The 23,397-nt window shown below is 74.1% G+C and carries 21 protein-coding genes and 1 pseudogene; 12 read left to right on the top strand and 10 right to left on the bottom strand.

From position 1 onward, the window contains the following. Positions 1 to 6: 6 nt before the first annotated feature. Positions 7 to 903, bottom strand: a complete 897-nt coding sequence (locus tag TOK_RS07320; RefSeq protein WP_098957045.1) for a DNA-3-methyladenine glycosylase — start codon at positions 901 to 903, stop codon at positions 7 to 9. A 487-nt stretch (positions 904 to 1,390) separates the two neighbouring features. On the opposite strand from TOK_RS07320, the gene TOK_RS07325 reads away from it, so the two are divergent. The 3 genes from TOK_RS07325 to TOK_RS35275 all read left to right on the top strand — a co-directional run bounded on the left by TOK_RS07325 (position 1,391) and on the right by TOK_RS35275 (position 5,078). Then, positions 1,391 to 2,758 (top strand): sensor histidine kinase, encoded by a 1,368-nt coding sequence (locus tag TOK_RS07325; protein ID WP_098957046.1) that lies wholly within the window; start codon positions 1,391 to 1,393, stop codon positions 2,756 to 2,758. Further along, positions 2,759 to 3,415, top strand: coding sequence for a response regulator transcription factor (locus TOK_RS07330; RefSeq protein WP_098957047.1), 657 nt, complete (start codon positions 2,759 to 2,761; stop codon positions 3,413 to 3,415). It abuts the gene before it with no gap. A gap of 106 nt (positions 3,416 to 3,521) precedes the next feature. After that, entirely contained in the window at positions 3,522 to 5,078 is a 1,557-nt protein-coding gene (locus TOK_RS35275; protein WP_374754864.1) for a C40 family peptidase, read from the top strand. Positions 5,079 to 5,479: 401 nt separating this feature from the next. On the opposite strand, the gene TOK_RS07340 is transcribed toward TOK_RS35275, so the two are convergent. Together TOK_RS07340 and TOK_RS07345 are read right to left on the bottom strand one after the other, a co-directional pair. Beyond that, complete coding sequence (locus TOK_RS07340) at positions 5,480 to 5,689, bottom strand: hypothetical protein (protein WP_098957048.1); 210 nt, start codon at positions 5,687 to 5,689, stop codon at positions 5,480 to 5,482. 9 nt (positions 5,690 to 5,698) lie between these two features. Continuing rightward, on the bottom strand, positions 5,699 to 6,628 hold the full coding sequence (locus TOK_RS07345; protein WP_172457457.1) for an SPFH domain-containing protein: 930 nt from the start codon (positions 6,626 to 6,628) through the stop codon (positions 5,699 to 5,701). A gap of 83 nt (positions 6,629 to 6,711) precedes the next feature. Here TOK_RS07345 and TOK_RS07350 point away from each other — a divergent pair, with 83 nt between their 5' ends. After that, the gene (locus TOK_RS07350; RefSeq protein WP_098957050.1) at positions 6,712 to 7,296 is read left to right on the top strand and encodes a maleylpyruvate isomerase N-terminal domain-containing protein; all 585 of its coding nucleotides are present in this window, start codon (positions 6,712 to 6,714) and stop codon (positions 7,294 to 7,296) included. 167 nt (positions 7,297 to 7,463) lie between these two features. Here the strand turns inward: TOK_RS07350 and TOK_RS07355 are convergent, their stop codons facing one another. Beyond that, positions 7,464 to 8,207, bottom strand: coding sequence for a hypothetical protein (locus TOK_RS07355; RefSeq protein ID WP_098957051.1), 744 nt, complete (start codon positions 8,205 to 8,207; stop codon positions 7,464 to 7,466). 570 nt (positions 8,208 to 8,777) lie between these two features. Here TOK_RS07355 and lepA point away from each other — a divergent pair. Next, positions 8,778 to 10,637, top strand: coding sequence for a translation elongation factor 4 (gene lepA, locus TOK_RS07360; RefSeq protein WP_098957052.1), 1,860 nt, complete (start codon positions 8,778 to 8,780; stop codon positions 10,635 to 10,637). Between the two features lie 59 nt (positions 10,638 to 10,696). Here the strand turns inward: lepA and TOK_RS07365 are convergent, their stop codons facing one another. Together TOK_RS07365 and TOK_RS07370 are read right to left on the bottom strand one after the other, a co-directional pair. Next, the gene (locus tag TOK_RS07365; RefSeq protein ID WP_141566296.1) at positions 10,697 to 11,167 is read right to left on the bottom strand and encodes a MarR family winged helix-turn-helix transcriptional regulator; all 471 of its coding nucleotides are present in this window, start codon (positions 11,165 to 11,167) and stop codon (positions 10,697 to 10,699) included. Between the two features lie 78 nt (positions 11,168 to 11,245). Beyond that, positions 11,246 to 12,211 carry a zinc-binding dehydrogenase gene (locus TOK_RS07370; protein ID WP_098957054.1) on the bottom strand — a complete coding sequence of 322 codons (966 nt, stop codon included), beginning with the start codon at positions 12,209 to 12,211 and terminating at the stop codon, positions 11,246 to 11,248. A 43-nt stretch (positions 12,212 to 12,254) separates the two neighbouring features. On the opposite strand from TOK_RS07370, the gene TOK_RS07375 reads away from it, so the two are divergent. From TOK_RS07375 to TOK_RS07385, 3 genes and pseudogenes are all read left to right on the top strand, one after another. After that, positions 12,255 to 12,485 carry a hypothetical protein gene (locus tag TOK_RS07375; protein WP_098957055.1) on the top strand — a complete coding sequence of 77 codons (231 nt, stop codon included), beginning with the start codon at positions 12,255 to 12,257 and terminating at the stop codon, positions 12,483 to 12,485. A gap of 90 nt (positions 12,486 to 12,575) precedes the next feature. Beyond that, positions 12,576 to 12,680, top strand: a pseudogene (locus TOK_RS07380) (guanine-specific ribonuclease N1 and T1); the annotation flags it as partial. An 80-nt stretch (positions 12,681 to 12,760) separates the two neighbouring features. Then, positions 12,761 to 13,123 carry a barstar family protein gene (locus tag TOK_RS07385; RefSeq protein WP_253258240.1) on the top strand — a complete coding sequence of 121 codons (363 nt, stop codon included), beginning with the start codon at positions 12,761 to 12,763 and terminating at the stop codon, positions 13,121 to 13,123. A gap of 6 nt (positions 13,124 to 13,129) precedes the next feature. On the opposite strand, the gene TOK_RS07390 is transcribed toward TOK_RS07385, so the two are convergent. Beyond that, positions 13,130 to 13,990, bottom strand: a complete 861-nt coding sequence (locus tag TOK_RS07390; protein WP_098957056.1) for an NAD-dependent protein deacetylase — start codon at positions 13,988 to 13,990, stop codon at positions 13,130 to 13,132. A 78-nt stretch (positions 13,991 to 14,068) separates the two neighbouring features. Between TOK_RS07390 and TOK_RS07395 the strand changes: the two genes are divergently transcribed. Continuing rightward, the gene (locus TOK_RS07395) at positions 14,069 to 14,662 is read left to right on the top strand and encodes a TIGR03086 family metal-binding protein (protein WP_141566297.1); all 594 of its coding nucleotides are present in this window, start codon (positions 14,069 to 14,071) and stop codon (positions 14,660 to 14,662) included. 24 nt (positions 14,663 to 14,686) lie between these two features. On the opposite strand, the gene TOK_RS07400 is transcribed toward TOK_RS07395, so the two are convergent. Further along, positions 14,687 to 15,484 carry an enoyl-CoA hydratase-related protein gene (locus tag TOK_RS07400; protein ID WP_098957058.1) on the bottom strand — a complete coding sequence of 266 codons (798 nt, stop codon included), beginning with the start codon at positions 15,482 to 15,484 and terminating at the stop codon, positions 14,687 to 14,689. Between the two features lie 156 nt (positions 15,485 to 15,640). Between TOK_RS07400 and TOK_RS07405 the strand changes: the two genes are divergently transcribed. Continuing rightward, positions 15,641 to 16,045 carry a PaaI family thioesterase gene (locus tag TOK_RS07405; protein WP_098957059.1) on the top strand — a complete coding sequence of 135 codons (405 nt, stop codon included), beginning with the start codon at positions 15,641 to 15,643 and terminating at the stop codon, positions 16,043 to 16,045. A gap of 3 nt (positions 16,046 to 16,048) precedes the next feature. Here the strand turns inward: TOK_RS07405 and TOK_RS07410 are convergent, their stop codons facing one another. Beyond that, the gene (locus TOK_RS07410; protein WP_141566298.1) at positions 16,049 to 16,462 is read right to left on the bottom strand and encodes a hypothetical protein; all 414 of its coding nucleotides are present in this window, start codon (positions 16,460 to 16,462) and stop codon (positions 16,049 to 16,051) included. 470 nt (positions 16,463 to 16,932) lie between these two features. On the opposite strand from TOK_RS07410, the gene TOK_RS34655 reads away from it, so the two are divergent. Continuing rightward, complete coding sequence (locus TOK_RS34655; protein ID WP_256387962.1) at positions 16,933 to 17,055, top strand: hypothetical protein; 123 nt, start codon at positions 16,933 to 16,935, stop codon at positions 17,053 to 17,055. Between the two features lie 42 nt (positions 17,056 to 17,097). Continuing rightward, positions 17,098 to 19,020: an FAD/NAD(P)-binding domain-containing protein gene (locus tag TOK_RS07420; protein ID WP_098957062.1), complete on the top strand. Its 1,923-nt coding sequence runs from the start codon at positions 17,098 to 17,100 to the stop codon at positions 19,018 to 19,020. Between the two features lie 149 nt (positions 19,021 to 19,169). Here the strand turns inward: TOK_RS07420 and TOK_RS07425 are convergent, their stop codons facing one another. Further along, positions 19,170 to 23,306 carry an ABC transporter transmembrane domain-containing protein gene (locus tag TOK_RS07425; protein ID WP_098957063.1) on the bottom strand — a complete coding sequence of 1,379 codons (4,137 nt, stop codon included), beginning with the start codon at positions 23,304 to 23,306 and terminating at the stop codon, positions 19,170 to 19,172. Positions 23,307 to 23,397 lie beyond the last annotated feature (91 nt).

Genomic DNA, 23,397 nt, shown 5'->3' on the forward strand with positions numbered 1-23,397 from the left:
CCGGGGTCAGGCCGCACGGCCGTTGCGTTCCCCGACGCGGCCCGACGCGGCTCGCAGCAGCACCGCCACCCATGTGCGGAACGGGCGCCAGCCCTCCGCGATCCGGACGAGCTGCTCGTCGGTCGCGGGCCCGTCGAGCCCGTACCGCGTCCCGACGATCTCGGCGAGGTTCTTCTCGCTGTCGACGACCGCGTCGGCCGCCCCGGTGGAGCGCAGCCGGATCAGCGCCGACGAGAACGGACCGATGCCCGGGATCGCCTGCAGCGCCGCATCGGCGTCGGAGGGGTCGGCGTCGCGAAGGCCGGCCACGTCGAACGTTCCGGCGAGCGCGGCGCGGGCGACGCCGTGCAGCCGCTGCATCTTCAGCTCCGGGATCCCGCGGAACTCCCCGACCTCCAGCACCTGCGCGGGCGTCGGGAACGCCGCGACCTCGTGGCCGGCGACGTCGAACACCCGGCCGTGCTCACGGGCGAACCGCTCGCGCACCGCGGACGCCTGGCGCCGGCTCCAGCGCAACGACAGCACGCTCCACGCGGCCGCCTCGTAGGGAGAGTGGAACAGCACCGGCCGCAGACCCGGTGCCGCGGCCAGGACCGGCGCGACGACCGGATCGGCGGCCGCGACCCGTTCGTAGCCGGTGGCGTCGTGGTCGAGTGAGACGATGCGCGCGACCTGGACCCGCACGGCCTCGACATCACCACCCGGGGGTAGCCCCCAGATCTCACCGACGACGTCGCCGCCCGACTCGGTCAACGCCACGCCGACCTGACCGCGCAGGTCGTCGCGGCAGAACGCGAGCCGCATCGTGCCGTCGAAGGTGGACTCGGCGCGATGGCCGAAACCGAACAGCGCGGTCTCTGCCAGCGAGAACGCGCCGCGTGGGGTGATGCGGAAGGTGGTCATGGGCATGAGGATGCGCCCTCGCACCGACGTTTCCGAGCGCGTCGCCGCCGGCCTCCGGACAACTCGCGCGAACGTCCGGATCCGGGTGCCGACCCGGCGGAATGTGGACAACTCGATGGTGAGCATTGACAACCGATGCCTGGTCGGCGACCGTCGGAGACCCGCAACGACCGGCCCGCGGGGCAGCGGCCGTGCACGGTGACGACGACGGGGGCGTCACCGCGCGCGACCGCATCCGGCCCCCGCGGGCCGGATGTTCGGGGCCGAGCGAGTGGTGGCGACGCGGCGGGAACGCCACCCTCCGTGACCGCTCGCGGAGCGATCCGCGATGATCTGCGCGGTTCCCTCCCGGATCGGCCGTTCGCTTCCCACGCGACGGTGATCGACGGCCGGCCGGGAGGGAACCCTGCGGTTCGGGATGGCCCTACCCTCGTTCCTGCGGTCCACCGGCTGGGTCCGCACGTCACACGCCGCGAGGGTGGGAGGTATGACCGGAACCGCCGTACCGCCCACCTCCGTCCTCGGCCAGGACGGGCCCGCCACCGTGCCCGGCCCGGTGGCCGAACGACGCGGTGGGCTCGCCCGCGTCGGGCGCGAGCTGCGCTACCTGATCGGCGGGCTGCCGTTGTCGATCGTGGCTTTCGTCGTCGCGGTCGCCGGGTTCGCCGCGGGGGTGTCGACGGTCGTCGTCTGGGTAGGCGTGCCCATCCTGGCCGCGACGCTGCGAGCGGCCCGCGGCCTCGCGCGGGTCGAACGTCGCAGCACCGAGACCGTGCTCGGGCGCCCGTTGCCGCCGCACCACTACCGCACTCCCAGCGGAACCGGCCTCGGCCGGATGGTGTCGTCGCTGGCGGAACCGCAGTCGTGGCGCGACGTGCTGCACGCGGTCGCGGGGTTCCCCGTCCGGCTCACGTGCTTCGTCGTGGGCGTCGTGTGGGCCGTCGCGGGGCTCGGCGCGACCCTCGCCCTGACCTGGATGTGGTCGCTGCCCTACGACGCGGAGTTCAGCGGCCTCTACGGCCTGCTGACCGGCAACGACTCGCGCCTCGTCGACATCGGCATCACCACCGTCGCCGGGATCGTCCTGCTGGTCACGCTTCCCTGGGTGCTGCGGCTGCTCGTCGCCGCCCGCACCGGGCTCGCCCGCGGCCTGCTCACCAACCAGAGCGCCGCACTGCGCGCCCGCGCCGTCCAGCTCGCCGTGAGTCGTCGCGCCGCGGTCGCCGCCGAGGCGCAGACGTTGCGCCGGCTCGAACGTGACATCCACGACGGTCCGCAGCAGCGTCTCGTCCGGCTCACGATGGACCTCGAGGCTGTCACCCGGCGCCTCGACGACGACCCCGCCCGCGCCCGCGTCCTCGTCGCCGAAGCGCTCGAGCAGAGCCGCGAGGCGCTCACCGAGCTGCGTGCCCTCTCCCGCGGCATCGCACCGCCGATCCTCGCCGACCGCGGTCTCGGCGCCGCACTCGCGGCCGCGGCCGCCCGCAGCCCCGTCGAGGTGTCGCTCGACGTCGCACTGCCCGAGGGACGCAGGCCGGCCGACGAGGTCGAGAACACGGCCTACTTCGTCGTCACCGAGGCGCTGACCAACGTCGCCAAGCACTCCGCGGCCGCCCACTGCGCGGTCACGGTGACGGTCGAGGGCAGCAGGCGCCGCGGCGACGCGCGGGTCGTCGTGACCGTGCAGGACGACGGCGTCGGCGGAGCGCACCTGGGCAAGGGCCACGGGCTGGCGGGGCTGAGCGACAGACTGTCGGGGGTCGACGGCATGCTCGACCTCAGCAGCCCGCCCGGCGGCCCGACCGTGCTCACGGCCACCATCCCGCTGCTGGAGGACGACGAGGGGAGCGCCTGAGTGAAGGTCGTGCTGGCCGAGGACTCGCTGCTGCTGCGGGAAGGCCTGGTCCGGCTGCTCGAGGAGGCCGGTGCGGCGGTCGTCGCCGCGGTGGGCGACGGTACGTCGCTGGTCGAGGCGGTCGTCGAGCACCGGCCCGACGTCGCGGTCGTCGACGTGCGGATGCCGCCGACGTTCACCGACGAAGGTCTGCGCGCCGCCGTCGAGGTGCGCAGCAAGGTCCCGGCGACGGCGATCCTCGTGCTGTCGCAGTACGTCGAGGAGAGCTACGCGGGGGACCTGCTCGCCTCGGGCACCGGGGGCGGTCGGGGCGGCGTCGGCTACCTGCTCAAGGACCGGGTGTCGCGCCTGGCCGACCTGTCCGACGCGCTCGACCGGGTCGCCGACGGGGGCACCGTGCTCGACCCCGAGGTCGTCTCGGCACTGCTCAGCCGCCGCCGCAGCCGCGACCCGCTCGCCGAGCTCTCGCCCCGCGAGCGCGAGGTACTCGGCCTGATGGCCGAAGGACGCACCAACGTCGCGATCGGACGAGCACTCGTGGTAACGCCCGGGGCCGTCGAGAAGCACATCTCGTCGATCTTCGGAAAGCTCGGACTTCCCCCGTCCGAGGACGACCACCGCCGCGTGAAGGCCGTACTCGCGTGGATGCGCGCCTGACCTCCTTCGAACGGGTGAGAACACCTACCCCTGTGTGAGGGTGTTGTGGCGACTCCCCGCCGGGCATGCTCGTGCGGGAGAGATCGACCGTTCGGGGGCAGCGGTGGTGACGGTAGGTGACGGGGCGTGGGTGTGTCCCGATCCCGGCGCGCGCGGGGGGCGGCACCGCGCCCGCGGGCGGCGTCGCGTCGACCGTGACGGCGTCGCCGCGGCATGGCTGCTCACCGCCCTGCTCGGCACCGCCGCGTGCGCGCTCCCGTCGGCGGTCCCGGTCCGCCCGGTCGCCCAGCAGGCCGTGCTCCCGGTCCTGCCCCTCCCGCTGCCGCCCGCCACCGCGCCGCACCTCGCGCTGCCCGGCAGCCTCCCCGTCACCCTCGGCCTCACGCCGGCGCACCCCGTCGCCGACGCCGAGCAGGCCCCGGCCGACTTCACCAGCGCCCTCCCCGACGACCGTGCCGCCGTCGCGATCCGCACCGCGATGGCCCAGATCGGCCTGCCCTACCAGTGGGGTGGCAACGGCCCCACCGCAGGCGACGAGGGCTTCGACTGCTCCGGCCTGACGACGTTCGCCTATGCCGCCGCCGGCGTCTCCCTGCCGCGCACCGCGGCGACCCAGTACGCAGCCGGGCCGCACGTCCCCGCCGGAGCTCCGCTGCAACCCGGCGACCTCGTGTTCTACGGGACGCCCGGCGCCGTGCACCACGTCGGGATGTACATCGGCGACGGCCGGATGGCCAACGCCCCGACCTTCGGCAAGCCCGTCCAGACCGCCTACTACCGCTGGAACGGTGACGACTACCTGGGCGCCACCCGCCCTGCCGCCACCGGCCCCACCACGCGGGGCCTGCTGCCGACGGCGCCGTCCGAGGGCGGGCCCGTCATCCGCCCGCCGCGCCCCACCGTGTTCGAGGCGCCGCCCGCCCCGCCGCCGCCCGCGGTCCCGCAGCCCGCGATCTCGCTGCCGCCCGAGCCGGTCACCGCCGCCTCCGCCGTCGCGGCGGGCGACGCGACGAGCACGGGGACGCCCCCGCCGACCGGCACGTCGCTCACAGCGGACCCGTCGACGACAGACCCGGTCCTGGTGGTGCCGGGCTCCTCGGACCCGGCGTCGGCAGGTGCGGGAACGACCGGCCCGGAGCCCGGTGCGACGGCACGGCAGCCCGGTGCCGCGGGCGCGGCGACCCTCCTCCCGCCCGGCCTGTCGGCACCCGCAGCGCTCCCTCCGACGACGCTGCCTCCCACCACGGTGGGCCCGCCGGTGCCTCCTACGACCTGGCCTCCGACGACCCTGCCGCCGACGACAACCACACAGCCGCCGGCGACGGCTGCGGAGCCGCAGCTCGTGGTGGGGGAGCGCAGCGTCCCAATGGTGCCGGTGGCCGCGCCCACTGCAGGGGTGCCCACCGCGCCGCACGCGGGCGGGCGCATCGCCGAGGCCGACGGGCGGACCGTCGTCGTACTGTCCGCGGCAGAGGACCCGGCGACCCTCCGGCCCGGCCGGACCGTGACCGTCCACAGCGTCGACGGCGCCGTGCGGACCTGGACGATCCGCGCCGTCCGCCCGATCCCCGACCCGGCACTCACCCCCGCCCTCGCCCCGGCGGGCGGCCTGGTCGTCGTGGCCGGCGAGCCCGGCGCGCGAACAGTCGCGGTCGGCACGTGAGGCGCCCGCAGCGCGATCGGCGCGCCAGTTCTCCGGTCGCTGCGCCGCCTGCACACCGCGCGATGGTCGAGGAGCCCGCGCGGCGGCGGTGAAAGCCGCGCGGCCGCCTAGGTGTGTGGTGGCGGCCAGGTCGTCGACGCGCTGAAGACGATCGTCGGTCCCCGCTCGGACCGGCCGTCGCAACCCGGCGGGGCCGACGGCCGTGCGATCACGAACGCTGCGCGGTCGGCGCGCAGTGCTCATGGTCGGCACCTGGGGTGCGGACTGGTCCGCGAGCTCGGAACCCGGGCGGCGATGCCGAGCCGCCGCAGTGACACCGACCCGCCGCAGCGGCGCGCACCGGCTGGTACCCCGGGCCCTGACACCACGACGCCCCGCGGCAGGTGCTGCGGGGCGCCCGGTCAGGGATCGGGTGGGTCGTCGAGTCGTGGCCGTCCGCGGCGGCGGGGGGCCTTGGCGCCGGACGGGAGCCGTCCGGCCGCGCGCAGTGCCTCCCGGAGCAGGAAGTCGATCTGCGCGTTGGTGCTGCGCAGCTCGTCGGCCGCCCAGCGGGCGAGGGCGTCGTGGACGGCCGGGTCGAGCCGCAGCAGGAAGCTCTTACGGTCGGGCATGGCGCGGGATCAGTGGTACAGCGAGCCCGCGTTGACGATCGGCTGGGTCGCCCTGTCCCCGCACAGGACGACGAGCAGGTTGCTCACCATGGCTGCCTTGCGCTCCTCGTCGAGGTCGACGATCTCGCGCTCGGACAAGCGTGCCAGCGCCATCTCCACCGTTCCCACAGCACCCTCGACGATCCGCCCGCGGGCGGCGACGACGGCGCCTGCCTGCTGGCGCTGCAGCATGGCGCCGGCGATCTCGGGTGCGTAGGCGAGGTGGGTGAGCCGGGACTCGATGATCGTGACGCCCGCCGACTCGACACGGTCGCCGATCTCCCGGGACAGCCGCTCGGTGATCTCCTCGGCGTTCTGTCGCAGGGAGAGGGGCGCGTCGTCGTGGGAGTCGTAGGAGTAGCTGGTGGCGATGTGGCGGATCGCGGTCTCGGTCTGGGTGTGGACGAAGGCGACGAAGGAGTCGACCTCGAACACGGCGCGGGCGGTGTCGTCGACCTGCCAGACGACGACGGCGGCGATCTCGATGGGGTTGCCGTCGAGGTCGTTGACCTTGAGGGTCTCGCTCTCGTGGTTGCGGATCCGGGTGGAGACCTTGCGACGGCTGGTGAGCGGGTTGACCCAGCGCAGCCCGGAGGTTCGGACGGTGCCGACGTAGCGGCCGAAGAACTGCACGACCTTGGCCTCGCCGGGCGCGATCGTCATCAGCCCGCGCAGGGTGAGCACCCCGAGGACGAGTGCGGTGATCCCGAACCCGATGAGGACGCCGTCGCCGCCGGCGACGCCCACGATGCCGAGCGCGACGAGTACCAGCCCCACGAGCAGCCCGACGAAGCCGTTGGGCCCCCAGGCCTTGTGCTCGCGGACGGCGGGGTCGGGCATCCGCACGGGCGTCACCTCGAGCTCACCGGTGGTGCCTGGTTCGTTGTCCTGCATCGTCATCGACGTCCCCCACATGTCTCGGCCTCGCGCGCTGCTAGCTGGATGATATCAATTTTTCTGGACGGACCGCCTACCCTCTGCGGATGGATGCCGACGACGTGCGCCAGGCCGCTGCGGCGAGCCGCGCGGTGCTGGAGCATGCGGCCGGGCGGGACTGGTCGCTGCCGGCCCACGCGGTGGACATGCCGGTGGCGGGGGTGGTCGCCCACGTGGGCGGGACGCTGCTGGGGTTCGCCGCCGACCTCGCCGCGGGCGGGGCGGCGCTCACGGCGCTGGAGACGAGGCTCGATCCCGGCGCGTCTCCCGCCGAGCTGGTGGGCGGGGTCGTCGCGGGGTCGGAGGTCCTTGCGGCGGTGGTCGAGGCGGCGCCGCCGGACGTGCGCGGGCACCATCCGTTCGGCTCGGCGGACGCCTCGGGGTTCGCCGCGATGGGGGTGCTGGAGCTGCTCGTGCACACCGATGATGCCGCGCGCGGACTCGGGGTCGTCTTCGAACCGGACGCGCACCTCGCGCACCGTGTTCTGTGCCGGCTCTTCCCGTCGACGCCGCGCGGCACACGGTCCTGGCCGACGCTGCGCTGGGCGACGGGCCGCTGCGCGCTCGACGCGGACCATCCGCGGCTGGAGGAGTGGCGCTGGCACAGCGCCCCACCCGACGGCCGCCCCTGACCGGGTCGCCCCGCCCCGGCCCGGAGCCGGCGCGCAACCTCGCTGCTCCGGAACGGGCCCGGGACGGCAGTCGGGCTGCGCGGGTCCACGGCACCGAGCGGACGGCGACGTGGAGCGGCGCGGCCCCCCCCGGGAGGAGAGCCGCGCCGCGGACGGACGGGCCGACGTCAGGTCATGGCACCGGCCTTGTCGACGCGGCGGTGGTAGCGCTCGCCCGCGCGGCCACCGAGGACGGCGGCCAGCAGCGTCACGATCGCGACGACCACGAGCAGGATGACGCCGCCGATCGTCAGTGCCCCGGTGGGCAGTGCGACAGAGGGCAACACGATGCGTTCCATGACGTCGTACTCGGCGCCGAGGACGGCACCGGTGATGCCGACGGCGATCGCGACGATCAGACCGATGACCCAGGTCCCGCTGCCGTTGCGGGAGCCGTCGAACCGCGCGAGCCGCCCGGCGACGTACCCGCCGCCGAGGTAGGCCAGCGCCATGACGACGACGATCGCGATCGCACCGACGAGCCCGACGGTCTCGGGGGCGGGGTTGGCGGGCGAGCCGGAGAGGTCGAGTGAGAAGCCCGTCGCGGCGGCGATGCCGGCGGCGATCGCGAAGAGGATGACGGTGAGACCCACGGCGACGATCCAGCCGAAGAACGCGGCGCCGAACTTGAAGCCGCCGAACCGTTCGTGCTGGCGTTCGCGGGCGACGGCGAGGGCGCCGCGGCCGGCGTAGTGGCGGTCGAGCTCGCCACGGGTGTGGACGTCGGGTTCACCGGCGCCGGCGGCGGGCGCGGTGCGGAACCCGGCCTTGTCGACGGGGACCGTGATCCCTTCCTCGCCATGCGGCGTCGCCCGGTCCAGCGGCACGAGGTGCCCGGCGCCCATGCGCGGCTTGACGACGCCCCAGGGCACGGGGGAGTGCTCGGTCCCGGGGTGGACGCGGGTCAGTCTGCCCAGCTTGGTCCCGTCACGCCCGTGGACGGTGCGGCCGATCCAGTCGTCGGACCGGGGGGACCCGTCGTCGACGGCAACGTCGGTCGGCGCGGCAACCCCGGCGGACCGAGGGTCGGCAGGCCCGGATCCCGCAGGCCCGGATCCCGCAGGCCCGGATCCCGCAGGCCCGGATCCCGCAGGCCCAGGACCGGCATCAGGCGCGACACCGGTCGCCGGCCTACCCGGTCCCGGCGCCGGCGCGCCGGCCGCGGCGGTCCCGTCGGGGCGGGCGTGGCGTGCCTGCCGAGCGGAGGTGCCCGTCGGGTCGGCCGGGTCGTCGGTCACCGGGGTGGCGCGATGGCGGGCATCGCGCGGGCTCCGGGGCGGTGTCGTGGTCATGGGGGCCACCTCCTGACCCCCAGTTCCCGGTGGTGGCCCCGCTCACACATGGCGACGGTGCAGGTCACCGGATCGGTGGGTGGCCGGGAGCCCGCAGGCCGCGGCGGCCGACATGGGACGATGGAGGTCACCCGCAGCGAAGGAAAATGAGTGACGACGTTCGCCGACCGCACGTTCACCCCACCGGAGCGCATCCGGAACTTCTGCATCATCGCCCACATCGACCACGGGAAGTCCACCCTGGCCGACCGGATGCTGCAGCTCACCGGGGTCGTCGAGGAGCGCGCGATGCGGGCGCAGTACCTCGACCGGATGGACATCGAGCGCGAGCGCGGCATCACGATCAAGGCGCAGAACGTCCGGCTCCCGTGGACGGTCACCCATGAAGACGGCACCACCGAAGAGATCGTCCTGCACCTCATCGACACCCCCGGCCACGTCGACTTCACCTACGAGGTCTCGCGTGCCCTGGAGGCGTGCGAGGGTGCGATCCTGCTGGTCGACGCGGCGCAGGGCATCGAGGCGCAGACGCTGGCGAACCTCTACCTGGCGCTGGAGAAGGACCTGACGATCGTCCCGGTCCTCAACAAGATCGACCTCCCGGCCGCCGACCCCGACCGCTACGCCGCCGAGATCGCCCACATCGTCGGCTGCGAGGCGTCCGACGTGCTGCGGGTCAGCGCGAAGACGGGCGCGGGCGTGCGCGAGCTGCTCGACGAGGTCGTCCGCCTGGTCCCGGCGCCGGTGGGAGACGCCGACGCCCCGGCCCGGGCGATGATCTTCGACTCGGTCTACGACACGTACCGCGGCGTCGTCACCTACATCCGGGTCGTCGACGGCCGGATCACCCCGCGCGAGCGGATCAAGATGATGTCGACGGGCGCGGTGCACGAGCTGCTCGAGGTCGGCATCGTGTCGCCGGACCCGAAGCCGTCGATCGGCCTGGGTGTCGGCGAGGTCGGCTACCTGATCACCGGGGTGAAGGACGTCCGGCAGTCGAAGGTCGGCGACACGGTCACGAGCCAGCGCCACGGCGCCACCGAGGCCCTCACCGGTTACCGCGAGCCGCGCCCGATGGTCTACTCGGGTCTGTACCCCGTGGACGGTTCGGAGTATCCGGACCTGCGTGAGGCGCTCGACAAGCTCCAGCTCAACGACGCCGCGCTCACCTACGAGCCGGAGACGTCGGCGGCGCTGGGCTTCGGCTTCCGCTGCGGCTTCCTGGGCCTCCTGCACCTGGAGATCACCCGCGACCGCCTGGAGCGCGAGGCGGGGCTGGACCTGATCTCGACGGCGCCGAACGTCGTCTACCGGGTGGTGCGCGACGACGGCGTGGAGCTGACGGTGACCAACCCGTCGGACTGGCCGACGGGCCGGGTGGCGCAGATCTTCGAGCCCGTCGTGAAGGTGACGGTGTTGGCGCCGTCGGAGTTCGTCGGCACGATCATGGAGCTGTGCCAGAGCAGGCGCGGGCAGCTCGGCGGGATGGACTACCTGTCGGAGACGCGGGTCGAGCTGCGGTACACGATGCCGCTCGCGGAGATCATCTTCGACTTCTTCGACGCGCTGAAGTCGCGCACCCGCGGGTACGCGAGCCTCGACTACGAGGAGGCCGGCGAGCAGGAGTCGGACCTGGTGAAGGTCGACATCATGCTGCAGGGGGAGGCCGTCGACGCGTTCTCGGCGATCCGGCACAAGGACGACGCCTACTCCTACGGCACGTCGATGACGACGAAGCTGCGCGAGCTGATCCCGCGCCAGCAGTTCGAGGTGCCGATCCAGGCGGCGATCGGGTCGCGCATCATCGCACGCGAGAACATCCGGGCGATCCGCAAGGACGTGCTCGCGAAGTGCTACGGCGGCGACATCACGCGGAAGCGGAAGCTGCTGGAGAAGCAGAAGGAGGGCAAGAAGCGGATGAAGACCATCGGTCGGGTCGAGGTTCCGCAGGAGGCCTTCGTGGCGGCGTTGTCGACGGACTCGTCGGCGGCGGAGAAGGCGAAGAAGTAGGGCCCGGGCCGCTCGGGTCGAAGTGATCCCGGGCGGCGACGGGACGTCGGGCGGGGCGGTCAGGCGGGGGCGTCGGCGATCTGAGCGAGCAGGTCGGCCAGCTGGGCGCGCTCACGGGGGTGCGCGGCTCCCAGCGCCGTACCGACCTTGCGCTCGACCATCCCGCACACCCGTTCGACGACGGCGCGGCCCTCGGCGGCGAGATGGACCAGGACGCGCCGGCGGTCGACGGGGTCGTGACGGCGGTAGGCCATCCCCGCTGCGACGAGCCGGTCGACCACGCGCGTGGCCGTCGGGGCGGGCAGGGCGGTGTGGCCGGCGATCTCACCCATGCTGCGGCCACCGCCGCGGGAGAGCATCAGGAGGACCCGCCAGCCGTCGCGGCTGACGCCCTCCGACGCCGTCGCGGGGACCAGCGCCGTGGCTACGGCACGGTCCACTCGGTCGAGTAGTTCGACGAGGCCGGGAACGCGCGGCGCCGGGGCGGTGGCGACAGCCCCCGGCGCCGATCGACTGAATGGCTCAGACACGGCTACCGACTGTACTTGACGATTGAGCTATCTCCGGCATCTTCCAGGGAAGATGCCGGAAAATCGTCCTGCTCGGTCTCAGTGAGTGAACACGATCTTGCCGGCTGTGTTCCCGTCGAGCATCGCCCGGAAGCCCTCTTCGGCCTGGTCCATGGGCAGTTCGAGGCCGACTTCGGGGACGATCCCGGCGTTCGCGACGAACGTCAACAGATCCGCGAGCTCGTCGCGGGTGCCCATCGTGGAGCCCTCCACGCGCAGCTGGAGGAAGAACAGCCGCTGCAGGTCCGCGCCCGGCTGCGGGCCGCTCGTGGCGCCGCAGACGATGATCGCGCCGCCGGGGCGCAGCGACTTCATCGAGTGCGACCAGGTCGCCTCGCCGACGCTCTCGAAGACGGCGTCGACCCGCTCGGGCAGCCGCGCGCCGGACTCGAACGTCGCGTGCGCGCCCAGCTTCTCGGCGAGGGCACGCTTCTCCTCGCTGCGGCCGGTCACCCAGACCCGCATGCCGGCGGCGCGGCCGAGCTGGACGAGTGCCGTCGACACCCCGCCGGAGGCGCCCTGCACCAGCATCGTCTGTCCCGGTCGCAGACCGGACTTGGTGAACAGCATCCGGTAGGCGGTGAGCCAGGCGGTGCCCATCACGGCAGCGTGCGCGGCGGACAGGCCGGCGGGCTTGGGGACGGCGTTCCGGGCGGGGACGACGACGGTGTCGGCCATCGTGCCCTGGTGCTTCTCGGTGAGCAGGGTGCGGCGGGGGTCGAGCGTCTCGTCGCCGATCCACGTCGGGTCGCCGATGATCGAGTGGACGACGACCTCGGTGCCGTCCTCCAGCGTCCCGGCTCCGTCGCAGCCCAGGATCATGGGGAACTGGTCGGGCTTGATGCCGACCCCACGGAGTGTCCACAGGTCGTGCATGTTGAGGCTCGCGGCGGAGACGTCGACCGCGACCCAGCCCTCGGGAACCTCGGGGTCGGGGCGTTCCCCGACGGTGAGGGCGTCGAGAGGGGCGTCGGGGTTCGGCTCGGCGGCGTAGACGGCGAACATGCCCCGAACCTAGTCATCATCGCCCGGGTCTACCGTGTGAGATGTGCGGGCACTGGCGGACTGGTGGGACGCGGTCGAGCTGTGGGTGACCCAGCTCCCGTTCCCGTTCCAGGTGGTGCTGGCCGCGGTCGTCGTGCTCCCGGTCTGCGCCGGGCTGGCGGTGCTGGTCGACCGGGTCGCGGGTGTCGTCGGCACCGTCCTCGCGGGCCTGCCCCGGCCGCGCCGCGCCCCGCGTGCCCCCGAGCCGTTGTTCGACGGCCCCACCGAGAGGTGAGGTGAGCTCGCCGCGGCGGGGTTCGTCGCTGCGCGTGGCCCTCGTCGCGCTTGCGGTCCTCGCAGGTCTCGTCCTGGTGCAGAGGTCTACCGCGGGGCCCGACGCCTGGTCACGGGCTCGCCGCGGGAGCTGTACTGCACCGGTGACCACCACGGCAGCTTCGTCGTGGTCGACGCGGCGGCCGTCGGTCGTTGACCGGTGTGGGGTCGCGGCTCGGTCACGGCTCTGGCGAACCGGGCACCGACAGGTGATGATGACCACATGACGGTGCAGTCGTGATCGGACTCCAGTGCAGCCCGCGCGATGCCGGGCAGGTCGCCGACACTGCGCGGCAGTGCGGGGCACGCGTGGCGCGGATCGACGGTCCCGAGGACCGCCGGGACTTCTACGCGGCCGTGGCCGCGCAGCTCGACGTGCCCGACTGGTTCGGCCACAACCTCGACGCGCTGCGCGACGTCCTCGGCGACCTGTCGTGGCTGCCTCCGGGCGAGGTCGTCCTGGTGTGGGCCGACCCGGCGACGCTGGCGGTCACCGATCCCGACGGCCACGACCGGCTCCTCGACGTCCTCGCCGACGCCGCGGCGGCGTCCCGCCAGGGCGAGCGTCCGCTGCGGGTGGTGCTCACCGGCCGGACCTGATCCGGCTCAGGCCTGCGCGGCCGCCGCCAGTGCCGTCAGCGTCTCCGAGCACCCGGCGTCGACGCACAGCGTGGCGAACGGGTCGCCTCGCGTCGCACCCCGGTTGAGGATCACGACGACGACACCCAGCGCGTGCGCGCGTTTGACGAACCGCAGGCCCGACATGACCGTCAACGACGAGCCCGCGACGAGCAGCCCGCCCGCGTCCGTGGCCAGGCCCTCGACCAGCGCGTACGAGCGATCCACGCGGTGACGCGGCACGTTCTCGCCGAAGAACACGACGTGCGGCTTCAGCACGCCGCCGCAGCCGCGGCAGGCCGCGACGACGAAGCCGTCGGTGTCGTCGAGGACCGCGTCGCCGTCGGGTGCGGTCTCCGCGGCCGCGGCGGCCTCCGCGAACCCCGGGTTGAGCACGGCGAGGCGGGCCTGCAGCACGTCGCGGGGGGTGACGTCGGCACAGTCGAGACAGACCACCTCGTCGATGCGCCCGTGCAGGTCGACGACGTCGCGACTGCCCGCGGCGCCGTGCAGCCCGTCGACGTTCTGCGTGATCACCGACCGCAGGACCCCGGCCCGTTCCAGCGCGGCGAGCGCGTGGTGCCCGGGGTTGGGCTCTGCGCGGCGCATCCGGGCCCAGCCGACGTGGCTGCGAGCCCAGTAGCGGCGCCGCGCGTCGTCGCCGGAGCGGAACTCGGAGATCGTCATCGGGGCGCGGGCGGGCGAGTTCGGACCGCGGTAGTCGGGGATGCCGGAGTCGGTCGACAGACCGGCCCCGGTGAGCGCGACGAGCGGGCGCCCGGCGAGGAGGGCGAGCGCGGCATCCGCGGGGGCGGTGGTGGCGGGCAGTGCGGCGGGCAGCGCGGTCACCCGTGCCAGGATAGGCGGCCCGCGGAGGTGTCGCGTTCCTACAAGACCCGCAGGCCGGGGCCGCGCACGATCGACGGCATGGACCACACCGACCACATGAAGCAGAGCGTCGACCTCGCCGTCGCGGTCATCCGGGGGACACCCGTCGAGTCCTACGACGACCCGAGCCCCTGCGCCGACTTCACCGTCCGCCAGGTGGTCAACCACATCGCGTTCGGTTTCGTGCTGGCGCAGCGCTCCGCGACCCGTGAGCCGTGGGACGAGACGTGGAAGCTCGAGGACGGCGCCCCGTTCCTGATCGGCGTCCCCGAGACCGAGTGGTCCGACCGGTGCGCCGAGGAGGGCGACGTGACCGCGCGGGCCTGGGCCGATCCGGGTGTCTGGGACGGCGAGAGCCACATGGGCGGCTCGCCGATGCCCGCGGCCGCGATCGGGCAGATGATGACCGCGGAGTTCGCCGTGCACGCCTGGGACGTCGCCGCCGCCACCGGCCGCGACCTCGACGTGCCCGACGCGCTGGGGCAGGCCGTGCTCGACGGGGTCCTCGCGATCGCCCCGATGGGCCGCGACGGCGGCTGGTTCGGCGCGGAGGTCCCCGTCGCCGACGAGGCCCCGGCGTTCGTCCGCGCCCTCGGTGCCGCCGGTCGCGACCCCGCGAAGCCCGTCGGCTGACCGCTCCCGACGCGGCCCCCGACGTCAGTCGGGCACGACCCAGGCGGGGGTGCGCTTCTCGGCGAAGGCGCGCATCCCCTCCTGGGCGTCCGGGCCGGCGAAGTAGCCGGCCGACAGCTCCTGCATCTGCGCGAAGTCCTCCGACATCGACCGCGGGCGCTCCGACCGCAGCATCTCCTTCGTCCCGGCCAGCGCGGCGGGGGCCCCGAGCTTGAGCGCCTCGACGTACCCGGCGACGGTCGCATCCACCTCGTCGGCCGGCACCGCCGCGTTGACCAGGCCGATCGCCTCCGCCCGCCTGGCGTCGAACACCGCCGCGGTGAGGAACAGCTCGTGCGCGGCGCGGGGCAGCAGCCGCGGCAGCACCGTCACCGAGATGACCGCCGGCACCAGGCCGAGCCGCACCTCACTGAACGCGAACGTCGCCGTCTCGACGGCCACCGCGATGTCGCACGCCGCGACCAGCCCGACCCCGCCCGCGCGCGCCGCCCCCGCGACCCGGGCCACGACGGGCTTGGGCGCGGTCCAGATCAGCTCCAGGATCGCGGGCACCTCGGAGATGCCCTGCTGGTCGGCCGACGCCCCGCGGGTCTCCCGCAGGTCCATCCCCGAACAGAAGACGGTCCCGGTGTGCGACAACACGATCAGCCGGACATCGTCGTCGGCGAGCGCGGCACGCAGGTGGGCCAGCAGCTCACGACGCAGCTGCGCCGACAACGCGTTGCGGTTCGCGGGGGAGTCCAGCGTGACCGTCGCGACGCCGGCCGCGACGTCGAGATGGACGAGCTCCGAGGGGGCGGCGTCGCCGTCGGGAGAGGTCATGGCCGGACGGTATCCGAGCCCGCCGTGCGGATCCTCGTCGAGTTCGACGTGGAACTGGTCCGATCGTGGCGGTCGGGGCCAGGCTGGTGTCGAACTCGGCGCGGGGAGCGGGGCAGGGGCGTGGACGGCGCGCATGCGCTCGGCCAGGCTGCGCCCATGGCCGCAGACGACCCCACCGAGTTCCTGCACTCCGCCGCGCCCTTCGCCGCGCTGATCGGCGTCGTCGCCGTCGCGGCGAGCCCCGACGAGGTGCACCTGCGGCTCGAGTGGGACCCCACCCGCACCACGACCGCGGGCCTGATGCACGGCGGCGCGATCATGGCGCTCGCCGACACCGCCGGTGGCTGGGCGGCACTGCTCAACCTGCCGGAGACCGCGACCGGCACGGCCACCATCTCGTCGTCGGCCAACTTCATGCGCCCGTGCACCGAGGGCCACGTCGACGCCGTCGCGCACGTGCTGCACAAGGGACGCACGACGATCGTCGTCGACACCGAGCTCCGCGACGCGAAGGAACGCCTCGTCGCGAAGGTGACCCAGACCCAGGCGATCCTGACCTGACGGTCAGCGGGGCGCGAAGAACTGGTTGGCGCGGTTGTTCCACAGCAGCGCCAGGATGACGGCGGCGATCGCGATGTTGCCGATCGCCCCGGAGCCCGCGCCGCTGCTGCCGTAGACCGACAACGTCGTGATCGCGCCGAGGATCTGCAGCACCTCCAGGACGGTCACGATGATCCGGGCGCCGTTGCCGCCCCTGCCCAGCCGCGACGCGACCGCCGCGGTGAGCATCCCGATGACCAGGGTGAAGATCCCGATGGCGACGATCGCGCCCCTGGCCACGTTGATCTCGGCGGTACCGATCGTCGCGGCCACGACGAGCAGCAGTACCCCGACGACGATCTGCAGGACCGCCGAGATCCAGGTGAGGACGACGACGACCGTGACACTTCCGGGCCGGGCGACGGGAGCAGTGCTCATGAGCCGTTCCTTCCGATCGGACGCGCGTACGGGCACGCCGCCGGAACCGTCCCGGCGCCGGGCGAGGTGACTGTCCACTCGCACCGCGCCACGCGTCCGTTACGTCGGGTCGGCTGCGTTCGGGCCGGGCCGGGCTCACACCGGCCGGGAGGGGGAACCCGCGGCGTCCGCCCGGCCCGTGCGACGGGGCGACGCCCCAGCGCCCGCCCCGTCGACGCATGACTCGCCGCCCCGCGCCCGGTCGTTACGGACCGTCGACGTCGAATGTCCACATCTGACGGACGGTCACGACACGGCTCCGCGGCGTGGCCCGAGGAGGTGACCGGGGATCACGCTGCGGCGGCGTCGCGGCGCGCCACCTCGGCCCGGACCAGCGGGATCACCTCGCGACCGAACTCGCGGGCGTCCTCGAGCAGGTCGTCGGCCGGACCCGGTGCGCGGTTCGCCGGTGGCGCCTACTCTCGGGGGCGATGACCGGGGCCGGGAACCGCGCGCGCATGTCTGCGCACCGCGGCACCGCCATGCCCGTGACGCTGCTGGCCCGCCGCCGTCACGTCGACTTCTGCAGGACCAGCGCCGCGCTGGTGGGGTGACGCGCTCACCGCCCGTCCGCCACCGTCACGCGAGGATCCGACATGCCGCGTCACCCCCGTTCGATCGTCGTCGTGGGTGCGGGCCCGCGCGGGACCGGGCTGCTCGAACGGCTCGGGGCCAACCTCCCGGAGCTGCTGCCCGACGGTGAGCTCGACGTCCACCTCGTCGACCCCTTCCCGCCCGGCGCCGGCCGAATCTGGCGGCACGCGCAGTCGCCGCTGCTGGCCATGAACTCGATGGCCGCCGACGTCACCATGTACACCGACGACTCCGTCGTCTGCGCCGGGCCGATCGTGGCGGGGCCGTCGCTGTGGGACTGGGTGCAGCGGGTCCGCGATGGTGAGCTGCCGACGGAGACCGCCGACGCCCTCGGTCCCGCGCTCTGGGCGGAGCTGACCGCCGTCGACGCCTCGACCTTCCCCAGCCGGCAGCTGCAGAGCCGCTACCTGGAGTGGGTGCTGCGCGACGTCGTCGCCGCACTGCCGCCGCGGGTGCGGGTCCACCTGCACACCGGTCGCGCCACCGCCGTCACCGAGACCGGCGAGGATCAGTGGGTCACCGTCGAGGGGCTCGCCGCGCCGATCCGCGCCGACAGCGTCGTACTCGCCTCCGGCCACCTCGACGCCACCCCGACCGTCGACGAGCTCGACCTCGGCGCCCGCGCCGCCGCAGCCGGGTTGCGCTACCTGCCGCCCGAGCAGACCACCGACACCGACCTGTCGGTCGTGCGCCCTGGCGAGACCGTGCTCGTCCGCGGGCTCGGGCTCGCGTTCGTCGACCTCGTGGTGCTGCTGTTCGAGGGCCGCGGCGGCCGGTTCGTCCCCGCCGCCGACTCCTCGGACCAGCTGCGCTACATCCCGTCCGGCGACGAACCCGTCCTCGTCGCAGGCAGCCCGCGCGGCAGCATCTACCACTCCAAGACCCACTACCAGCTGCGTGGGGGCCGCCCGCCCCTGCCGCGTCACTTCGGCCCCGCCGACATCGCGCCCCTCGTCGCCGGTGGACCCGTCGACATGGGTGCGACGTTGTGGCCGCTCATGGCCAAGGAGATCGCCTGGGGCTGGTACCACGAGCTCGTCGCGGGCCACCCCGACCGCGTCACCCTCGACCTCGACGAGTTCGCCGCCCGCTTCGCCGCCCTCCGCTGGGGCACCGCGGAGATGGACGCGTTCCTCGCCGACGCCGCGCCCGACCCGCTCGACCGTCTCGACCTCGACGCCCTCGACCGGCCCCTCGCCGGTCTCGCCGCTCCGGACCTCGACGCCCTGCAGCCGCTCGTCGTCGACCGCATCGCCGAGGACCTGCGCCAGCACGTCGACCCCCGGCACACCCCGCACCTCGGCGCGTTCGTCGCAATGCTGTCGGTGTACGGCGAGGTCACGCAGCTGCAGGGCGAAGGCGGGCTCACCGCCGCGTCCCGCGCCCGCGACGTGCCGTGGTGGCAGAGCTTCTTCAACGCCGTCGCCAGCGGGCCGCCCGGGTTCCGGGTCCGCCAGATCCTCGCACTCGCCGACGCCGGCCTCGTCCGGTTCCTCGGCCCCGGCATGTGGGTCTCCGTGGAGGGCGGTGTGCTGCGCGCCGGCAGCGCGGCCACGCCGGAGATCGTGACCTCGACGATCCTCGTCGACGCCCGCCTCCCTGACTCCAGCGCCGCCCGCAGCACCGACCCCCTGCTCGCCCAGCTGGTCCGCGACGGCGCGGTCAGCGAGGAGATCCTGTATGCCGACGACGGAACGGTTCTGCGCAACACCGGCCTGATCCGGGTCCGCCCGGCCGACGGCGCGCTGGTCGACGCACGCGGCGCGGTGCACCCGCGGCGCTTCGCGGTCGGCCCGCACACCGCGGTCAAGGTCGCGGGAGCCTTCACCCGGCCGGGGATGAACGCGCAGAGCCTGCGCTACAACGACGCCATCGCCCGCGCCGTGCTGGCCAGCCTGCCCGCAGAGTCCGCGGCGGCTGCCTGACCGCGGTCCGGCCGCTGCGCCGGAGCCCTGCCCGACGGCGGACTTCCGGGTCAGCGCGTGGTTCTCCGCTCACCGCCCGGCCTGCATCCCGCGCGCGGCCCCTGGGTTCCGCACGCGGACCCTGCGTCTCGAGCGGACCCCGGAACCGGTCAGCGGCGGTGCGGAGGCAGCGGCGGGACCTTCGGGAGCTCGCCGGTCAGCCACGAGCGGCGGCGCGGGCGCGGGATCGCCCGGAACACCGTGGTCTCGGAGTCGACGTCGTCGGTCGCGACCCGCGGGTCGGGCACGGTGAGCTTCTCGAACGCCTGGGTGAGATGGACGAGCGGCAGCGCGGTCGTCGGCGGGTCGACGTCGGGCACCGCGTGGCGCCCGGAGCCCGAGCGGCGGCGCGGGTCGTCCGGCCGCGGTGCCCGGTCGCGGCGCCGGTCCGTCCTGCGCTCGTCGGCCCGGGTGGCGTCGGTCCGGGGCTCGTCGCGTCGGTGCTCGCCGTCGCGGCTGTCGGAGCGGTGGTCGGCGCCGTTGCGACCGGCCGCGTTCCGGGGTGCGGGGAAGAGGTCGTCGGCGTGCCGGGAGGGGTGGCCGTCCGGGCGGTCGGCGGTGCGGTCGTCACGACGCCGCCGGGTCCGATCGGCAGCGTCGAGGTCGGCAGCGTCGCGGTGGGCAGCGTCCCGGCCGGTGGCGTCCCGTTCGTCCGGGTGCCGGGACGAGCGGCCGGACCGCTCGTCGGCGTAGCGGGCCGGCTCCCGGTCGCGGCCCTCGTGCGCGGCGCGGGGCCGGCGGCCGCCACCGTCGGCATCGTCGTCGCGGCGGCGGGTGGGACGGTGGCGGGGGAGCGCGGCCGTCTCGGACACCTCGCCGGCTCCGGCACCGAAGGCGAGCTCGTCGGCGCGCCGACGATCGTCGGGCGCGACGTCGCGGCCGCGGCGCGGCGCGTCGTCGTAGCGCTCCGGCCGGTGCGATCCGGTGTCGCGCCGGCGGCGCTCGGCGCCGTCACGATCGATGCTCGGGCGCCGGCGTCGCGGCCTGGGCCCGTCGGCATCGTCGTCGCGACGCCCGGCCCGGTCGGACCGCGCACCGTCGCGCGTCGACGGGCCGGTGGCCGCGTGGTCGCCCGACCCGTTGGCCCGCAAGCCGTCGGCCCGCGAACCGTTCACGTACGGGCCCTCGGCGCGCGACCCGTTGACCTGCGAACGGTCTGCCCCCGCACCGTCCACCCGCGAACCGTTCGTCATCGAATCCTCGTCCGACGAGCCGTTCCGCCGGTACCCGTTCACGTCATGGTCGTCACGGACGTCGTTGTCGCGCAGGTCCCTCGCGCCCCGACCGGTGCGGGACAGGCCGTTGCGGGCCGGGTCGTCGCGATACCGGTCGTCCCGCCCACGACCATCGCGCCCGCGGGTCGCGGGGTACCGGTCGTCGCGGGGGCCGACGAGGCGGCGCGGGCCGGTGTCGCCCGACTGCACCGGGCGGACGACGCGCGTCGCGTCGACCCCGTCGGAGGGCTCGGCGCCGGGCTCGACGCCGGTCCCGAGCCCGGACCCGCTCCCGGATCCGGTCCTGGTCCGCGGACCGACGGGCCGGCCGTCGTCGCGCCGCCCGACCGGATCCGAACCGCGCCGCGGCGACGGACCCGGACCAGCGGGAGCCCACTCCGTGCCGGAGCCGCGTGTGCCGGAGCTGCGGGTGCCGGAGTCGCGGGTGCCGGAGTCGCGGGTGCCGGAGTCGCGGGTGCCGGCGTCGCGGGTGCCGGAGTCGCGCGTGACCGATCCGGTCGGGGTCCCGAGCATCGAGGTCTCCTCGACGTCGCGGACCGGGCCGCCGGACCGCCGGGCACCTGACCGGCCGGCGCCCGCGGCGGCGTAGACCTCGGGACGGGCAGGAGCGCCGGGCCGGGCGGGCATCTGCTCGCGGGGCTCGTCGGCAGGCCGCCGTGGGGGCAGCGGCTCAGCGGGGCCGTGGGAGCCCGCGACCGGCATCGCGACGTAGCGGCGCGGCGCGGCGGGCGGCTCGGCGTGTTCGCGCCGCCGGAACGGGACGGGGACGGGGCTCGTCACGTCCTCGCGGTCACGGTCACGACCCCCTTGCTGTGCGGCGACGGCCGGCCGGGGCCGTGGACCGGGCCGGAGCACGGGACCGGGCCGGCGCACGGCACCGGGCCGGCGCGTGGGCCCGGCGGCGGGCGCCTTCGCCAGGTCGACGCACGTGTCGGCCGCGGCGGCCACCGGCGCGGCGGGAACCGCGGCGCCGGGGTGGTGGAGCCGGTAGAGGTGCGCGTAGCCGGCGCTCGCGACGAGCAGTTCGTCGTGGCTGCCGCGGGCGCTGATCGTGCCGTCCTCGACGTAGACGATCTCGTCGGCGTCGGTCACGGTGATCAGGTTGTGGGAGATGATCACCGTGGTGCGGCCGTCCATGAGGCGGCGCAGCGGTTCGAGGACGCGGCGGGTCGACTCGGCGTCGAGGCCCGTGGTGGGCTCGTCGAGCAGCAGCACGGGGGCGTCGCGGATCATGGCGCGGGCGATCGCGATGCGCTGGCGCTGGCCGCCGGACAGCAGCCGTCCGCGCTGGCCGATGCGGGTGTCGTAGCCGTCGGGCAGGCGCACGATGAAGTCGTGGGCGTCGGCGGCGGCCGCCGCGGTGGCGACGTCCTCGTCGGTGGCGTCGGGCCTTCCCCAGCGGATGTTGTCGGCGATCGACCCGTCGAAGACGAGGGTCTCCTGCAGGACCGCGGTGATGTTGCGGCGCAGGTCGTGGAGGGTGAGGTCGCGCAGGTCGACGTCATCGAGGGTGATCGTGCCCTCGTCGGGGTCGTAGGTGCGCAGCAGCAGCTTGGTGAGCGTCGACTTCCCGGCGCCGCTCGCGCCGACGACGGCGATCTTGCTGCCCGCGATGATGTCGAGGTCGACGTCGTGCAGGGCGGTGCGGTCGGTACCGGGGTAGCCGAAGCCGACGCCCGTGATGCGGATGGCGCCCCTGGCCCGGCGCATCCGGACGGGCTTCACCGGGTCCTCGACGCCGGGCTGGGCGTCGAGGACCTCGATGATCCGTTCGGCGCTGGCACTGGCGGCGAAGATCGAGTTGGTGAGTCCGGCGAAGCCCTGGACGGGGCCGTAGAGCTGGGAGATGTAGGCGAGGAAGACGAGCAGGCCGCCGAGGGTGATGCGGTTCTGCGAGAGTTCCCAGACACCGATGCCGATGACGACGAGCGTCCCGACGGACTCGACGAACGCGCTGATCGGGGAGAACAGGCCCTCGATCTTGATGGCGCGCATCTGGGCGCGGAAGTTGCCGAGGTTCTGGTCGCGGAAACGGCGGCTCTCGTGGTCGGCGCGGTCGTAGGCCTGGACGAGGGCGACGTTGCCGAAGCTCTCCTCGGCGACGGCGCTGATCGAGCCGGCGCGGCGGCGGCTCTCGCGGGCGGCGGACTGGATGCGCCGGGAGAAGGACCGGGCGATGAGCAGGAAGATCGGGGCGGCGACGAGGGCGGCGAGGGTGAGCTGCCAGTTCAGGAAGAACATGGCGCCCGCGTAGAAGACGATCTGGAAGCTGTAGGTCAGGGCCATGTTGACGCCGCTGAGCATGAGCGACTCGATGGAGGAGACGTCGCCGGTGAGCCGGGAGAGCAGGTCGCCGAGCTGGCGGGTCTCGAAGTAGCCGGACGAGAGCCGGTGCATGTGGTCGAAGACCCGCTGGCGCAGACCCATGACGAACTTCTCGCCGACCCACGCGGTCATGTACTCGTCGCCGAAGTTGATCAGACCGCCGACGACGGTGATGGCGAGGAAGGCGCCCGCGACGACCGGGAAGAGCCGGAAGTCCTGCGGGGTGATGATGTCGTCGACGAGAACCTTGAACAGGTAGATGTTCACGGTGCCCAGCGCGGGGCCGACGGCGACGAGCAGGAGGCTCAGCAGCATCCGCCCGCGGAATGGCTTGGTGTCGGGCCAGAAGCGCTTGAAGATGTGCCGGATCGGGACCTTGGCGGCCTCGCGGACGTCGGCGATGGAGCTTCGCTCGTAGGGCTCGTCGTCGTAGTCGTCGTACCGGTCGTCGTCCTGGTCGGCGTCGTACCGCGAGTCGTCGGGCCGCGAGTCGTCGGGCCGGGACTCGTCGGGCCGGGAGTCACGGTCGTGCCCACCGCTGCTCGTCCTGGCAGGCACCCGGGGGTCGTCGTGGTGGTCGGGCGCGGAGCCGGGGGAGTCCCACTCCTCGGGATCGTGCTCGTGATCCGGCATCACCGATGCCCGACGCGGCGGGGACGTGCGTCCCCCGTCGGCGGTGGTGGACATCGACGAACTCCGTTCATGCCGGCGGCCCCGCGCCGCTGGGGCTACGCGCGGGGCCGCCGGAACACCTTCTCAGCAGTGCTGAGTCGTGCGT

Source organism: Pseudonocardia sp. N23 (assembly GCF_002583555.1).
Taxonomy (GTDB): Bacteria; Actinomycetota; Actinomycetes; order Mycobacteriales; family Pseudonocardiaceae; genus Pseudonocardia.

Coding starts and splice junctions, on each gene's coding strand:
- TOK_RS07320 (WP_098957045.1), bottom strand. CDS start 903: ATGACCACCTTCCGCATCACCCCACGCGGCGCGTTCTCGCTGGCAGAG.
- TOK_RS07325 (WP_098957046.1), top strand. CDS start 1,391: ATGACCGGAACCGCCGTACCGCCCACCTCCGTCCTCGGCCAGGACGGG.
- TOK_RS07340 (WP_098957048.1), bottom strand. CDS start 5,689: ATGCCCGACCGTAAGAGCTTCCTGCTGCGGCTCGACCCGGCCGTCCAC.
- TOK_RS07345 (WP_172457457.1), bottom strand. CDS start 6,628: ATGACGATGCAGGACAACGAACCAGGCACCACCGGTGAGCTCGAGGTG.
- TOK_RS07350 (WP_098957050.1), top strand. CDS start 6,712: ATGGATGCCGACGACGTGCGCCAGGCCGCTGCGGCGAGCCGCGCGGTG.
- TOK_RS07370 (WP_098957054.1), bottom strand. CDS start 12,211: ATGTTCGCCGTCTACGCCGCCGAGCCGAACCCCGACGCCCCTCTCGAC.
- TOK_RS07395 (WP_141566297.1), top strand. CDS start 14,069: ATGGACCACACCGACCACATGAAGCAGAGCGTCGACCTCGCCGTCGCG.
- TOK_RS07400 (WP_098957058.1), bottom strand. CDS start 15,484: ATGACCTCTCCCGACGGCGACGCCGCCCCCTCGGAGCTCGTCCATCTC.
- TOK_RS07405 (WP_098957059.1), top strand. CDS start 15,641: ATGGCCGCAGACGACCCCACCGAGTTCCTGCACTCCGCCGCGCCCTTC.
- TOK_RS07410 (WP_141566298.1), bottom strand. CDS start 16,462: ATGAGCACTGCTCCCGTCGCCCGGCCCGGAAGTGTCACGGTCGTCGTC.
- TOK_RS34655 (WP_256387962.1), top strand. CDS start 16,933: ATGACCGGGGCCGGGAACCGCGCGCGCATGTCTGCGCACCGCGGCACC.
- TOK_RS07420 (WP_098957062.1), top strand. CDS start 17,098: ATGCCGCGTCACCCCCGTTCGATCGTCGTCGTGGGTGCGGGCCCGCGC.
- TOK_RS07425 (WP_098957063.1), bottom strand. CDS start 23,306: ATGTCCACCACCGCCGACGGGGGACGCACGTCCCCGCCGCGTCGGGCA.